The sequence below is a fragment of the Neptuniibacter sp. QD57_21 genome (genome assembly GCF_047778075.1).
In the GTDB taxonomy this organism is placed as follows: Bacteria; Pseudomonadota; Gammaproteobacteria; order Pseudomonadales; family Balneatricaceae; genus Neptuniibacter.
This window is the reverse complement of sequence record NZ_CP180549.1, coordinates 2,957,803-2,972,350: the sequence shown is the minus strand read 5'-3', so window position 1 is coordinate 2,972,350 and position 14,548 is coordinate 2,957,803. Positions and strand designations below refer to the sequence as shown.

Below are 14,548 nucleotides of genomic sequence, written 5' to 3'. Positions count from 1 at the left end.
TCGACGCTGACGAAAGCAATATAAGAACAGGTTGAACGATGGTAGATAATAATTCAGAGCAAAATCAGGCATTGAGCCAGACGGCTAAGGTGGATACAGATTCTGTACAGCCGTTTCCAAAATCACGCAAAGTCTATGTTGAAGGTTCTAGATCTGATATTCGTGTTCCAATGCGCGAAATTAGTTTAGATGACACGCCAACAGGCTTCGGTGGTGAGAAGAATGATCCACTGTATGTTTACGACACTTCCGGTCCATACACCGATCCAGAAGTATCCATCGATGTACGTAAAGGTTTGCAGCCTGTTCGTGAGGCTTGGATTCTAGAGCGTGAAGATACTGAGCAGTTGGACAAACTGACTTCTGAATATGGTCGTGTTCGTGAAGCTGATCTGCGCCTAGATGAGTTGCGTTTTGAGCTAACGCGCAAGCCACGCCGCGCTCAAGCGGGTAAAAATGTGACGCAGCTGCATTATGCTCGTAAAGGCATTATTACCCCGGAAATGGAATACATTGCTATTCGCGAAAACATGAAGTTAGCGAAAGCAAAGGCGGAAGGTAATGTGGTTGCAGAACAGCATCCTGGTTTTAATTTTGGTGCAAACCTTCCAGAAGAGATTACGCCTGAATTTGTACGTCAGGAAGTAGCTGAAGGTCGCGCGATTATTCCTGCCAATATTAACCACCCAGAAGTTGAACCAATGATTATCGGCCGTAACTTTTTAGTTAAAATCAACGGTAACATTGGTAACTCTGCTGTAACTTCATCTATCGAAGAAGAGGTGGAGAAAATGACCTGGGGCACTCGCTGGGGTGCAGATACCATTATGGATCTGTCCACAGGTAAGAATATTCATGAAACACGTGAGTGGATCATGCGTAACTCGCCAGTCCCAATTGGTACGGTACCAATCTATCAGGCGCTTGAAAAAGTTAATGGCGTAGCTGAAGACCTAAATTGGGAAGTCTTTAAAGATACGCTTATTGAACAAGCCGAACAGGGTGTGGATTACTTCACAATCCATGCGGGTGTACTACTACGTTATGTACCTATGACTGCTAAGCGTATGACAGGCATCGTATCTCGTGGTGGCTCTATTATGGCGAAGTGGTGCTTGGCGCATCACGAAGAAAACTTCCTATACACGCACTTCCGTGAGATCTGTGAAATCTGTCAGGCATACGATGTATCTTTCTCTTTGGGAGATGGCCTGCGTCCAGGTTCCGTTTATGATGCGAACGATGAAGCTCAGTTTGCAGAGCTAGAAACCTTAGGTGAACTTACTAAGATTGCTTGGGAGTATGATGTTCAGGTAATGATCGAAGGCCCAGGTCACGTACCTATGCATATGATCAAAGAGAATATGGATAAGCAGTTGAAAGAGTGTCACGAAGCGCCTTTCTACACGCTGGGTCCATTGACGACTGATATAGCACCAGGTTACGACCACATCACATCAGGTATTGGTGCTGCGATGATCGGTTGGTACGGCTGTGCCATGCTATGTTATGTGACGCCTAAAGAGCATCTGGGTCTACCTAACAAGGCTGATGTAAAAGAAGGAATCATCACATATAAGATTGCTGCGCATGCTGCCGATTTAGCGAAAGGTCATCCAGGTGCTCAGATTCGTGATAATGCGATGTCTAAAGCTCGCTTTGAATTCCGTTGGGAAGATCAGTTCAACATCGGCTTGGACCCAGATACAGCGCGTGCTTACCATGATGAGACTCTGCCAAAAGAATCTGCGAAAGTGGCGCACTTCTGCTCCATGTGTGGACCTAAATTCTGCTCTATGAAAATCTCGCAAGAGGTTCGTGAGTTGGATGATGAGGAGGTAGCAGCTATTAATGCGAAAGCTGATCAAGGGATGCAGGAAAAATCAGCTGAGTTTAAAGAAACAGGTGCTGAGATCTATCATAAGGTCTAGTCACTGAGTTTATAAAAAAGCCGCTCGTGCGGCTTTTTTCGTATCTAGAGGAATCACTGATGAGTGATGAACTACTTAAATATCTACTGGTGGGATTATTAGTTCTGTTTGCTTTTATTCCTGTCACCTTAAATGCGATTCGCCGATCCCGCGAAAACCCACCGCCCATGGCTGCGAATGATCGTAAACTTTATCGTTTGTGGCGCTCAGATCCAGAAGCTTATCAGCGCCAATATGGTAAGTTAGATGAAGAGTATGCAAAGGCGCAGGAAGAGAAAAAATCTAAAAAATAGAATTGAAGCCAATTCTTACCAAATTAGGTATCAAGCTGGTTTGCAACGCCTGATTTGATCTATATCGCACGGCCTAAAATTTTGATGCTGATTTTCTTGATGCATATCAATAATTGCAGGCCGTTCACCCTAAAAATCCTATAGCCTATCCGTTTTCTAGTGGTTAGGATTTAACCCGTTTACCATTAATAATGTGATTTCGCTCTATGTTTAATAGTTTTGTGCATTTTGGGGTAAAGAATACAAACTGTCTGGTCGGTTCTTTTGACTGATGAATGACGGTATTTTTATTCCACTGATCAATAACGTTGCTCTGTTGCTAGCGATGGGGGCGTTATACGATATTTTTTCTTTTGAACACAAGCGATTATCTGTTCTTAAGAAAGTTATTAGTGGAATTCTAATAGGTGTAATCGGGATCGCAATTATGTCGATGCCGCTATCCATTGTTAGTGGTGTGTTGATTGATGCGCGCTCCATTCTCCTCTCTGTAACCGGCTTATTTTTTGGTTTTATCCCCACAGTTATTGCTGTAGTGATTACTGTTGCTTTTCGATTATTCGAAGGTGGACAAGGCATCTTTGCTGGATTTCTCATTATTGTCAGTTCTTCAGGCCTAGGGTTGTTGTGCCACTATTGGCGGGTGAACCTGAATGAGAGTAGAGCGGTCGCTTGGTGGCAGTTGTATCTGTTGGGTGTAGTTGTCCACATCATGATGTTGTTTTCACTGCTGGTTCTTCCGTTTTCGACGGTGGATCTGTTACTGAGTGAGTTAGCATTACCGATTATGCTGATGTTCCCTATAGTGACTGTATTACTCGGGATTTTATTAACGCATCAGATAGAACGCCGTAAAGCTGAGTTAGCGCTGAAGCAGAGTGAATATGAAAGTGATCTTTCTCGACAAAAATTAGAAGCTATTTTTGCTGCAATTCCCGATCTCTTATTTGATATGGACAGTCAAGGGCGCTACTACGCCTGCCATAGTGCTAAAAAAGACGAATTGATAGCCCCTGAATCTGAGTTAATCGGTAAAACAGTATTTGATGTGATGCCTTTCGAGGCTGCAACCACAGTGCTTGAGGCGCTTGGCGAAGCAGAGAAACAAGGGTTGTCGAGAGGTCACCAGATACGTTTACCGCTTAAGCAAGGTGAAAGAGTGTTTGAGCTGTCTGTTTCACTTAAAGAAGGTCGTGATTATGATCTTCCTCACTTTATTGTTCTTTCTAGAGATGTTACTGATCGTAAGCGCGTAGAAAAAGAGCTACATATAGCAGCCACGGCTTTTGATTCTCAAGAGGGGATGCTAATTACCGATTCAGACCATGTTATTTTGCGAGTAAATAGTGCTTTTACAAGAGTGACTGGATACGAGCCTGAAGAAGTGATTGGGGAAAATCCGGCTATTTTACAATCAGGTCAGCATGGGAAATCATTTTATAAAGAGATGATGACACGGTTGCAAGCTGATAAATATTGGCAGGGTGAAATATGGAATAAGCGTAAGTCAGGAGAGATTTATCCGCAGTACCTGACGATTACAGCTGTACAAGGGGATGGTGGAGAGATTACTAACTATGTTGGAGCATTTACTGACATCACTCAGCGTAAAAAGGATGAGGCAAATATCCACAAGCTTGCTTTTTATGATGTTCTTACAGGCCTACCTAATCGCCGTTCACTACAAGAGCGTCTGAGCTGTGCGATTCAATCCTGTCATTTGACAGGTCAGTTTGGTGCGGTCTTATTTATTGATCTGGATAACTTTAAAAATCTGAATGACACACAAGGTCATGATCAAGGTGATCTTTTGTTGATCGAAGTAGCACATAGGCTTAGTGCTTGTGTGCGTAATGCGGATATGGTCGCTCGTTTAGGTGGTGATGAATTTATTATCGTTTTGGAAAATTTGGGTGTAGAAGAAAGTATCGCTTTAGCTCAGGTTAGTGGCATTGTTGAAAAGCTAATTGTTGCGGTCCAGCAGCAAGTATCTCTTGATGGGATTCAATATCATACAGCTTGTAGTGTCGGTGTAACGTTGTTTGACAGTGGTGATGTTGTAGATAGTGTGATGAAGCGTTCTGATATGGCGATGTATCAGGCAAAAGAGTCAGGTAAAAATACGTATAGATTTTATGATCCTGAAGCAGAGAAAATACTCTGCAGCATGGCCGCGCTTGAGTCTGATTTACGTAAGGCCTTATCAGGTAGTCAGTTAGAGCTGCACTATCAGGCTCAGTATCGTAAAGATGAGTTGATAGGAGCCGAGGCTTTGGTGCGCTGGTTTCATCCAGAGAGAGGTTTAGTATCGCCAGCAGAATTTATTCCCTTAGCTGAGGATACGGGTTTAATTGTACCTATAGGCGATTGGATTCTAGCTCAGGCTTGTCAGCAACTTAAAAAATGGCAATCCGATCCGAGCATGCCTAATTTGAGTATTGCTGTAAATGTGAGTGCGCGTCAATTTATACAGGAGCACTTTGTTGCTGAAGTCGCAGATTGTATCAATCGTTATGATATTCAGCCTGACCTATTGAAATTAGAGCTAACGGAGAGTCTTGTTTTACAGGATATCGAAGATACGGTTGATAAGATGCATCAACTACGTAAGTTAGGTATTCGTTTCTCTTTAGATGATTTTGGTACAGGTTATTCTTCTTTATTGCATCTTAAACGCTTACCGCTTGATCAAATTAAGATTGATCGTTCTTTTATTCGTGATGTAATTGAAGATAAAGATGATGCTGAAATTGTCCAAGCCATCATTGCAATGGGGCATAATCTTGGACTGAACGTGATTGCTGAGGGTGTTGAAACCGAAGCGCAGTGTATGTTCTTAGCAGGGCATAGCTGTTTAGATTACCAAGGTTATTTCTTTGGTAAGCCTCTTCCTGTAGATGATTTTGAAAAGGTTTGTGCTCAAAAACGCTTAGCTTGTTAAGGTTAAACCTAACAAAGGTTTAGTAAGTATTCATTTGCTGATCCCAAAAGCGTTCTAATTGTCGAAGATTAGATCTTAACGTCGACATGTCGCTTTGTTCCATCAGGCGCTCTGCACTGATCTCTTCCAATTGTTGATCAAACAGTTCTGCAATCAAGTTGTGGATAGCTAAACCTTTTTGGCTGAGTTTAATGCGCACAGAGCGAAGGTCATGCTCTGAACGTTCTTGGTTGATGTAACCATTACCAACCATTTTTTTTAAGTTATATGAAACATTAGAACCAAGATAATAGCCTCGGGTTCTTAGCTCGCTGGCAGTCATTTCACGATCGGCAATATTGTGGAGGAGCAGGGCCTGAACGCTATTGATGTCGGTATAGCCTAACGCTTCAAGACGAAATTTAAGAATATCAAGGATTCTACGGTGTAACCGTTCGATCAATCTCAAACAATCTAGGAAATCTGTTTTATTGTTTGAGCTTAGCTCTGATTGTTGTGAACTCATTGAAATGTAAGCCTTGATATCAATATTCGTATTTTAAATAGTAAGCCTGAATCTGTCGTAATAGCAAAGAAAAAGCACATTAATGAGCGTTTGTTTACGCATAATTCCAAATACGTATTTAGTAATTACAAATAATGCTGCTACTATTACAATCAGGCTTAATGATATCTGAACTAACCTTTTGGTTTGTTCGGATTGTTGAGCTGTTTCCAGCGAATAGATCCTCTCTCGATAAAGGCAAACCAGAAGCAATTCTGGGACGCAAAGTCACAGATCCCACGTGGATGGCTGGGCTATCGAAAGAGAGATTTTTTATTTCTTCAGCGGATGATTCTCCGGTAACTGCCTTTCTACCCATAAAGCCAATTTGTGTTTCATATTGGGCTCAGTGACTTGATCCTTTGCTAAGGCTTGAATAAGTCCGTCATTCACTAGTAAGCGATAAATTGCTTTAATTTTGCTTGAAGCACTATCAGTGGCTTCAAAGTGGCCTGCTCCGCGCTTTTCAAAATAGATTGCGCCAATCTTAAGGGCTTCTTTTACTAGCTCTGCTTCATGCTTATTTTTTTTCATAGTTTCTTCCTTAGAAGTCCTTATAGATAATTTTCTTTTAACTTTGAATCTAAATTTCTAAAAAGACAAGCGCTAGCTATAGTGCTTTGGTGCGTAATGCTTTGTCTTTAACTCAGGCCTGATATACTTGCCGCCTATCAACATCTAATTCCATTGGCGATCCTATGAAATACAGAATTATCCCGGTTACTCCATTTCAGCAGAATTGTTCTCTTATCTGGTGTGAAAAAACCATGAAGGCAGCGGTTGTTGACCCAGGTGGTGATCTTGATCGAATTCTAGCTGCAGTAGAGGAAGAGGGTGTTGAATTAGAGAAGATTCTTTTGACCCATGCACATATTGATCATGCGGGCGGAACGGCTGAGCTAGCTGCATCGAAGAAATTACCAATTGAAGGGCCTCATAAAGGAGATCTGTTTTGGATTGAAGGCATGGCACAGCAGTGCAACATGTTTAATTTCCCGCCTTGTGAAACCTTTACTCCAGATCGCTGGTTAGATGATGGTGATACTGTTCAAGTAGGTGAATCTACACTAAACGTTATTCACTGCCCGGGTCATACTCCGGGGCACGTTGTTTTCCATCATGTCGAAGATGAGATAGCGCTGGTGGGTGATGTGCTTTTTAGCGGATCTATTGGACGTACAGATTTTCCACAAGGGAATCATCAAGAATTGATTGATTCAATTAAGTTAAAACTGTTCCCGTTAGGTCAGTCGGTCGAATTTATTCCCGGTCATGGGCCGGGTTCAACCTTTGGTCGCGAGATGCAAAGTAATCCTTACGTTCGATAATTTTTGGTAACTTTAAAAGTTATTTGTGTAGTAGTTGTACATGCTCGAATAGTTGAGCATCTAGCTGTTTCTTTTTATCAATAATATGTTGTAACGGAGTCTCTGCGATGGCTCCGTTTTTTATTCCGATCATCACATCGTTATAGCCCCCGCAAAGATAGTCCACAGCTGCCGCTCCAAGGCAGGAAGCAAGCACTCGATCATGCCCTGTTGGACGGCCACCTCTTTGTATGTGGCCCAAAATACAGACCTTGGGTCGCTGACCGTGCTGCTCTAATTGTTTGGCTAAATTATAAGTAAGGCCAGGGGTTGGGCCCTCAGCTACAACAATAATCCCGCTTGATCCTTTGCCTTGAACACGATTGTTGGCAAGCTGAAATGAGATTGCATCTACTTTAACTTCATACTCAGGAATAACTACCAGCTCTGCACCGCAGGCTATACCTACATGAGTCGCAATAAAACCGGAGTTCCGGCCCATCACTTCGACTAAAAACAGGCATTCATGAGAGAGTGCTGTATCACGGATTTTATCTATGGCATCAAGCGCGGTGTTAACGGCTGTGTCGAACCCAATGGTGTCATCAGTGCCGTAGATGTCGTTATCGATAGTGCCAGGGAGTCCTATAACACGAATCGAGCTTTCCGAGGCCAGCATATGAGCCCCGGTTAAAGAGCCATCACCGCCAATCACGACTAGACTATCAATCCCTTTTTTGAGTAAAACTTCGGCCGCCTGATGTCGAACCGCGGGATCTAGAAAAGCTTGGCAGCGATCACTTTTAAGTAGTGTGCCTCCGCGCTGCACTATGTTGGTTACAGATGCAGAGTCCATCTCCCACATATCGCCAATAATTAAGCCGCTATACCCTTTGTGAACCCCGAAAACTTTGATGCCTTGGTGGAGAGCTGCTCGTACTACCCCGCGAATAGCAGGGTTCATTCCTGGTGAGTCCCCGCCACTGGTTAAAACAGCGATTGCGGTAGGTTTATCTTCAGTCGTGTTGATCGAAGTATGGGTATACATAGTGTCAAACCAAATGGCTAATTGTCTTATCTAAGTTTAGCTAAACTGAATGACCAAGGTGTTTCAATAATAATGGTTATGAAGTTCTACAGTATGAGGAGATGGTATGTCTCATCAAGTACATCAGCGACTTGCATCGCAAATAATGGCTTTTTTTGCAGAATATCGACTGAAATTTCAGGAGGTTACTGAGTCAGCAAAATATTTATTTGAAGTGGCTGATTGGCGTGGAATTCAGTCATTATCGGCTAAGCGCTTGGGTTTATATGATCTGATGGTGTCTGATACTGCAAAAGCGCTGACGTATGTAGGGGTAGATATTTACAGGCCGGAGGTATGGGGGGGCGCTAAGCAATATTACGCTAAGTTGATACGTCAGCGAACAGATCCTGAATTAGCAGAAACATTCTACAACTCTGTTTATTGTTATCTATTTAAACATAGGCATATTGATAGTGAGCATATTTTTGTTCGATCGAGCAGAGAAGGGAAAGAGCTTTGCTCAGGTGAGAGTGTATATAAATCTTATGTATTAAGTGGATCTGGTCTAGTTCAACTTGTTGGTCGTTTAATGTCTGATTTAATGTTTAATGTGCTATGGAGAAATAAGCGACAAGATATCAGTAATTTGGTTCGTTATGTTCAGCAGCAGATTGAGCAAAAGCAGTTGCCTTATGATAAGGCGGTGATTGATATTGTTAGCAGTCTTTTTTTTCGTAATAAAGCGGCTTATGTTGTAGGGCGCATCCGCTTCGCAAAGCATAGTCAGCCATTTGTGTTGTCTATACTCAATGATGGTAAAGGTATTTATTTTGATGCGGCATTGAACGAAGAAAATGATATATCCACAGTGTTTGGTTTTACTCGGTCATATTTTCTGGTGGATGTAGATGTGCCTTCCGAATTAGTTAACTTTTTACACACCCTGATCCCGCAGAAATCTAAAGCCGAGCTTTACAGTTCAATAGGTTTTTATAAGCAAGGTAAGGCGGAATTCTTCCGGGCTTTTATCGATCATTTGGGAAATTCAAATGATCAATTTGAAGTGGCGCCAGGTGTTAAAGGGATGGTAATGATAGTTTTCACACTGCCATCTTTTCCTGTTGTATTTAAAGTTATTAAAGATGAGTTTTCTCACTCTAAAAGAATCACAAGACAAGTGGTTCTTGATAAATATCAGTTGGTTAAAAATCATGATCGGGTTGGTCGAATGGCGGATACGTTAGAGTTCACTAACTTTATATTCCCGATTAATAAATTTTCTGAAGAGCTTACCGAAGAACTGACAAAAGTTGCTGGCTCTTCTATTGAGCAGCAAGGTGATCAGCTATTGATTAAACACTTATGGGCTGAGCGGTATATGACACCTTTAAACATCTATATCGATCAAGCGTTGGAAAATGAAGATCAAGAGCAGTTGTTTCATGCCATAGATGAATATGGTAAAGCGATTAAAGAACTTGCTGCATCGAATATTTTTGCTGGGGATATGTTGTTTAAAAATTTTGGTGTAACCCGGCATGGGCGTGTTGTTTTTTACGATTATGATGAAATTCTATATTTGACTGAATGTAACTTCCGGGAAATACCAGAACCACTGTATCCGGAACAAGAGTTGGCTGCTGAACCTTGGTATTCAATTGGTGACAATGATGTGTTTCCGGAGGAGTTTTCTATGCTTATGGCGTGTGATAGACGTGTGAAAAAAATCTTTGATCAGTTGCATGGGGATTTGTTGACGGTTCAGTTCTGGGAAAGAGTCCAAGTTCAGGTTAAAAAGGGAGAGTTAATTGATGTATACCCTTATAGGGAAATCAACCGTTTTTTGTGCCCCAAACAGGAAAATCAAGTGAAGTGATGCATAGTGAAGTGAATATATTGATGCGTTATTCGTAAGCATGTTATCTATCACCAGCCTATGTTAGTTTATCTTATTGATGTTTCAGAACTTTGAAACATTCGATAGGCAATACTAGTATCAAAGAAGATGGGTAAAAAAGGGCCTGATATATGGCTCTAATTATAAAAAGATAATAGATGGAGTTTGTTATGGCATTTCGTAAGACGGTTACTTCTAGTTTGTTAGCGATGGGTGTTGGTTTAGCTGCCATGGGTGGTTCGACTGCTGCATCAGCACAAGAATTTATCACGATCGGTACCGGCGGCGTAACTGGCGTTTATTACCCTACGGGTGGTTCAATTTGCCGATTGGTGAATAAAAATCGTAAAGACCACGGTATCCGCTGTTCAGTAGAGTCTACGGGTGGTTCAGTTTACAACCTAAACACTATTCGTGCAGGTGAATTGGATATGGGCGTAGCTCAGTCTGATTGGCAGTTCCATGCTTATAATGGTACTAGCAAATTTAAAGATACTGGTGCTAATAAAGATCTACGCGCAGTATTCTCTGTACATCCAGAGCCTTTCACTGTTGTTGCACGTGCCGATTCTGGTATCAAAAACTTTGATGATCTTAAAGGTAAGCGTGTAAATATTGGTAACCCAGGTTCAGGTCAGCGCGGTACTATCGAAGTGCTAATGGAAGCTAAAGGCTGGTCGATGGATGATTTCGCTCTAACGTCTGAGCTTAAAGCGTCTGAGCAAGCGAGTGCGCTATGTGATAACAAAATTGATGCCATGGTTTACGTAGTAGGTCATCCAAGTGGTGCAATTAAAGAAGCGACAACGTCTTGTGATAGTACGCTTGTAAATGTTGATGGTGATGCGGTTCAGAAGCTGATCAACGATAACAGTTACTATCGTACAGCAACTGTACCTGCTGGCATGTATCGCGGTAATGACGCTGATACGCAAACGTTTGGTGTTGGTGCAACATTTGTATCTTCTGCAAAAGTGCCTGAAAAAGTGGTTTACGAGGTAGTGAAGGCTGTTTTCGAAAACTTCGATACATTCCGTAAGCTGCATCCAGCTTTTGCTAACCTGAAGAAAGAGCAAATGGTTCAAGACGGTTTGTCGGCACCTCTTCACCCTGGTGCAATTAAGTACTACAAAGAAGCAGGTCTTCTATAAGAGTTGATTTAATAGGCGACGGGGACATTATGTCCCCGTTTTGCTTTACGGCTTTTGCTTAGGTTTAGCTCTATAAAATTATTATAAGCTGTTTTAAAACGGTGATTGTGTGACGGATAATCAGAACAGTTCTTCGGCTAGCATTTCACAAGAAGTGCAGGAAATGGTGGCTCAGGCAGATTCTGGGGCGCGCGCTCCAGAAGGGCTTCCTGGTAAATTTCTATGGGGTGTAGCGCTTTGCTGGGCTCTATTTCAGCTTTGGTATGCATCGCCTCTACCATTTATGCTCGATTTTGGTGTCTTCAATGATACTCAGGCTCGAGCTATTCATCTAAGCTTTGCGGTCTTTTTGGCTTATACCGCATTTCCTGCATTTAAGCGCTCTTCTAGATCGGTTGTGCCGTGGCATGATTGGATTTTTGCTGGGGTAGCTGCGTTTGCTGCTAGTTACTTGGTGATTTTTCACGCTGAGTTGGCTGGGCGAGCGGGTGCGCCGATAAAACTGGATATCGTTGTTGCTGTCAGCGGTATGATCTTGCTATTGGAGGCGACGCGTAGAGCATTAGGCCCGCCATTGATGGTCGTGGCTGGTATCTTCATGCTTTACACCTTTGCTGGACCTTACATGCCGGATGTTATTTCGCATAAAGGAGCAAGCCTTAATAAAGCAATGTCGCACCAATGGCTAACCTCAGAAGGCGTATTTGGTGTTGCTCTTGGTGTATCGACAGGCTTTGTATTTCTGTTTGTATTGTTTGGCGCTTTGCTTGACAAAGCGGGTGCTGGTAATTACTTCACTCAGGTATCTTTTTCACTATTAGGGCATATGCGCGGTGGGCCCGCTAAGGCGGCTGTTGTTTCCTCTGGATTAAGTGGCTTGGTATCAGGCTCGTCTATTGCCAATGTTGTTACGACAGGTACTTTTACAATCCCGCTGATGAAGCGTGTAGGTTTTCCAGGTTATAAAGCTGGTGCGGTCGAGGTGGCGGCTTCAACTAATGGTCAGTTAACACCTCCAATTATGGGGGCGGCTGCATTCTTGATGGTTGAGTTTGTTGGTATTTCTTATATAGAGGTAATACAACATGCAATCTTGCCCGCGCTGATTTCCTATATCGCCTTGATCTATATTGTTCATCTAGAAGCGGTGAAGGCTGGAATGAAGGGGTTGCCTACTCGAAATCATGCAACATTGGCGCAAAAACTGTCAGTTTGGGCGATGATCATTGTAGGTGTATGTGCTATCTCTTTAGCTGTGTATCACGGATTAGGCTGGACTAAGAGTTACATGGGTAACTGGTCATATCTGATAGCTGGTCTTGTGATTCTTATGGCGTATATCGGGCTTGTTGGGTATGCGGCGAAGTTTCCAGATTTGCATATGGATGATCCAAATTCCGAAGTTGTGATGCTCCCAGAAGTCGGACCAACAGTTAAATCAGGTTTGTACTATCTACTACCTGTTGTTGTGCTGGTTTGGTGTCTAACGGTTGAACGTTTCTCGCCGGGTTTGTCTGCTTTCTGGGCAACGGTGTTCATGATCTTCATTGTATTAACCCATAAACCAATTAAGACCTATTTCCGAGAGCCGCAGGCATGGAGTAGTCAGGTAGTGCATGGCGTCGAAGATCTTCTAAATGGTCTTGTGGGTGGCGCTAGAAATATGATTGGTATTGGTGTAGCAACTGCCGCAGCAGGGATTGTCGTAGGTACAGTTACCTTGACTGGTCTAGGGCAAATGATGACAGAGTTTGTCGAGTTCATCTCAGGCGGTAGTATCTTCTTGATGTTATTGTTTACGGCAATTATTAGTTTGATTCTGGGTATGGGATTGCCGACAACTGCTAACTATATAGTGGTGTCTTCATTGATGGCGCCGGTGATTGTAACGCTTGGTGCTGAAAATGGATTGATCGTACCCTTGATTGCTGTTCATTTGTTTGTTTTTTACTTTGGTATTCTCGCGGATGATACACCACCCGTTGGCTTAGCGGCGTTTGCAGGTGCCGCGATAGCGCAATCAGATCCTATTAAGACGGGTGTTCAAGGTTTTACCTATGATATTCGTACAGCGGTGTTACCGTTTATGTTTATCTTCAATACTGAATTGATATTGATAGGTATCGAAGGGCCAATGCACCTTCTGCTTACTATCTTTGGCGCATTAGTGGCAATGTTGGTATTTGCAGCGGCGACGCAAGGATACTGGATAGTAAAAACTCGGTGGTATGAAACCATCCTGTTATTAGCTATCGCGTTCTTGATGTTCAGGCCAGGAGCTATATGGGATGAAATTTACCCTGCTATTGAGCAAGTATCCCCTACCAAGCTAGAGCAAGTTGCAGAAGATATGCCAAATGGTAGACCGTTAAGGATGATTGTGGCGGGTGAAACTATTGATGGCGATTTTGTGAATAAAACAGTTGAGTTGCCATTAGCGAACGAGGGTACAGGGGCTGAGAAAATCGAAGCTGCTGGCCTAATGTTAAGAGAAGAAGGTGAGCGTGTGATCGTTGACCTTGTAACCTTTGATTCAGATGCTCAAAAGGTAGGTTTGGATTTCGATTGGGAAATAAAAACGATTGAGGTGGAGGCTGATCGGCCACCGAAACAACTAGTGTGGATTCCGGTGTTGCTAATACTGATAGCAATGGGTTGGATGCAAAACAGACGGCGTAAGACAGAAAAGGGGTGCTAAACAATGTTTAAGAAAATATTGGTACCACTCGATCTTCAAGACGGAACGGGAATCGAACAGACGTTGCAGACTGTTAATGAATATATAGATGAAAATGTCGAACTTCATCTGATGACTATTCTGTCTGGCTATCAAATGCCAATGGTTGCATCTTACTTTCCTAAAGGTGCAGTTGAAAAAGCATTGGAAGCAATGCGTAAAGAATTGAAGATAATAGGTGAAAAGGCATTAGGCGCTAGAAACTTTGATGTTGATGTCAGAGAGGGTAAAGCGCACAAAGAGATTGTTAGGCGTGCTAAAGAAATAGGAGCAGATCTAATTATCATGAGTGCGCAAAAACACGGAACTGTTGAGAAGGTAATGCTAGGTTCTGTTACTGCAAAGGTAACGGAGCGAGCAAAATGCTCTGTTCTAGTATTAAAAGGCTAAATTAAAGTATAAGTAAGAGGCGTTGAGGTAAAACTCAGCGCCTTTTTGTATCTATTGACTGGTATTTGTACGTTGCTGATCAGTCCTTGACCGATTAGCCGTGTTTTGTAAGTTTTTTACAACTTTTTTCAGTTTTTTATAGATTAGCTGTTGACGCATTTTTAGATGTCTGTAGAATTCGCCGTCCTTGCTTAGGGAGGCCGCTTTTTAAGGGGCTGCAGAGCTGAGTGAGGTGCTTAGTAAGTGATTGAAAACATTGGTTTTTAAGATTGCTTACGGAGCAGGATTCAAAGTCTGGTTGCTGAGTAAAAACTTTTTACGAAATTG

Annotated in this window: 11 protein-coding genes and 1 riboswitch; of the genes, 8 read left to right on the top strand and 3 right to left on the bottom strand. The window is 42.5% G+C overall.

The features are described 5' to 3' along the window. Positions 1-38: 38 nt before the first annotated feature. From thiC to ACMXYS_RS13405, 3 genes are all read left to right on the top strand, one after another. On the top strand, positions 39-1,931 hold the full coding sequence (thiC, locus tag ACMXYS_RS13415) for a phosphomethylpyrimidine synthase ThiC (RefSeq protein WP_415896840.1): 1,893 nt from the start codon (positions 39-41) through the stop codon (positions 1,929-1,931). A gap of 59 nt (positions 1,932-1,990) precedes the next feature. Next, positions 1,991-2,224, top strand: a complete 234-nt coding sequence (locus ACMXYS_RS13410; RefSeq protein WP_415896839.1) for a hypothetical protein — start codon at positions 1,991-1,993, stop codon at positions 2,222-2,224. A gap of 271 nt (positions 2,225-2,495) precedes the next feature. Beyond that, positions 2,496-5,165 carry an EAL domain-containing protein gene (locus tag ACMXYS_RS13405; RefSeq protein ID WP_415896838.1) on the top strand — a complete coding sequence of 890 codons (2,670 nt, stop codon included), beginning with the start codon at positions 2,496-2,498 and terminating at the stop codon, positions 5,163-5,165. A gap of 19 nt (positions 5,166-5,184) precedes the next feature. Here the strand turns inward: ACMXYS_RS13405 and ACMXYS_RS13400 are convergent, their stop codons facing one another. Both ACMXYS_RS13400 and ACMXYS_RS13395 read right to left on the bottom strand, forming a co-directional pair. Further along, positions 5,185-5,670 carry a MarR family winged helix-turn-helix transcriptional regulator gene (locus ACMXYS_RS13400; protein ID WP_415882173.1) on the bottom strand — a complete coding sequence of 162 codons (486 nt, stop codon included), beginning with the start codon at positions 5,668-5,670 and terminating at the stop codon, positions 5,185-5,187. A 226-nt stretch (positions 5,671-5,896) separates the two neighbouring features. Continuing rightward, a riboswitch (cyclic di-GMP riboswitch) is annotated at positions 5,897-5,971 on the top strand. Positions 5,972-5,982: 11 nt separating this feature from the next. Continuing rightward, the gene (locus ACMXYS_RS13395; RefSeq protein WP_415882172.1) at positions 5,983-6,243 is read right to left on the bottom strand and encodes a DUF5062 family protein; all 261 of its coding nucleotides are present in this window, start codon (positions 6,241-6,243) and stop codon (positions 5,983-5,985) included. A gap of 164 nt (positions 6,244-6,407) precedes the next feature. On the opposite strand from ACMXYS_RS13395, the gene ACMXYS_RS13390 reads away from it, so the two are divergent. Next, positions 6,408-7,037: an MBL fold metallo-hydrolase gene (locus ACMXYS_RS13390; RefSeq protein WP_415882171.1), complete on the top strand. Its 630-nt coding sequence runs from the start codon at positions 6,408-6,410 to the stop codon at positions 7,035-7,037. 19 nt (positions 7,038-7,056) lie between these two features. Here the strand turns inward: ACMXYS_RS13390 and pfkA are convergent, their stop codons facing one another. Next, positions 7,057-8,064, bottom strand: coding sequence for a 6-phosphofructokinase (gene pfkA, locus ACMXYS_RS13385; RefSeq protein ID WP_415896837.1), 1,008 nt, complete (start codon positions 8,062-8,064; stop codon positions 7,057-7,059). A gap of 106 nt (positions 8,065-8,170) precedes the next feature. On the opposite strand from pfkA, the gene aceK reads away from it, so the two are divergent. From aceK to ACMXYS_RS13365, 4 genes are all read left to right on the top strand, one after another. Then, on the top strand, positions 8,171-9,922 hold the full coding sequence (gene aceK / locus ACMXYS_RS13380) for a bifunctional isocitrate dehydrogenase kinase/phosphatase (protein ID WP_415896836.1): 1,752 nt from the start codon (positions 8,171-8,173) through the stop codon (positions 9,920-9,922). 191 nt (positions 9,923-10,113) lie between these two features. Continuing rightward, a complete protein-coding gene (locus ACMXYS_RS13375; protein ID WP_415882168.1) occupies positions 10,114-11,094 on the top strand; it encodes a TAXI family TRAP transporter solute-binding subunit in 981 nt (326 codons plus the stop codon). A gap of 163 nt (positions 11,095-11,257) precedes the next feature. Beyond that, a complete protein-coding gene (locus tag ACMXYS_RS13370; protein ID WP_415898253.1) occupies positions 11,258-13,792 on the top strand; it encodes a TRAP transporter permease in 2,535 nt (844 codons plus the stop codon). Positions 13,793-13,795: 3 nt separating this feature from the next. Then, a complete protein-coding gene (locus ACMXYS_RS13365; protein ID WP_415896835.1) occupies positions 13,796-14,221 on the top strand; it encodes a universal stress protein in 426 nt (141 codons plus the stop codon). Positions 14,222-14,548: the final 327 nt, after the last annotated feature.

Coding starts and splice junctions, on each gene's coding strand:
- thiC (WP_415896840.1), top strand. CDS start 39: ATGGTAGATAATAATTCAGAGCAAAATCAGGCATTGAGCCAGACGGCT.
- ACMXYS_RS13410 (WP_415896839.1), top strand. CDS start 1,991: ATGAGTGATGAACTACTTAAATATCTACTGGTGGGATTATTAGTTCTG.
- ACMXYS_RS13405 (WP_415896838.1), top strand. CDS start 2,496: ATGAATGACGGTATTTTTATTCCACTGATCAATAACGTTGCTCTGTTG.
- ACMXYS_RS13400 (WP_415882173.1), bottom strand. CDS start 5,670: ATGAGTTCACAACAATCAGAGCTAAGCTCAAACAATAAAACAGATTTC.
- ACMXYS_RS13395 (WP_415882172.1), bottom strand. CDS start 6,243: ATGAAAAAAAATAAGCATGAAGCAGAGCTAGTAAAAGAAGCCCTTAAG.
- ACMXYS_RS13390 (WP_415882171.1), top strand. CDS start 6,408: ATGAAATACAGAATTATCCCGGTTACTCCATTTCAGCAGAATTGTTCT.
- pfkA (WP_415896837.1), bottom strand. CDS start 8,064: ATGTATACCCATACTTCGATCAACACGACTGAAGATAAACCTACCGCA.
- aceK (WP_415896836.1), top strand. CDS start 8,171: ATGTCTCATCAAGTACATCAGCGACTTGCATCGCAAATAATGGCTTTT.
- ACMXYS_RS13375 (WP_415882168.1), top strand. CDS start 10,114: ATGGCATTTCGTAAGACGGTTACTTCTAGTTTGTTAGCGATGGGTGTT.
- ACMXYS_RS13370 (WP_415898253.1), top strand. CDS start 11,258: ATGGTGGCTCAGGCAGATTCTGGGGCGCGCGCTCCAGAAGGGCTTCCT.
- ACMXYS_RS13365 (WP_415896835.1), top strand. CDS start 13,796: ATGTTTAAGAAAATATTGGTACCACTCGATCTTCAAGACGGAACGGGA.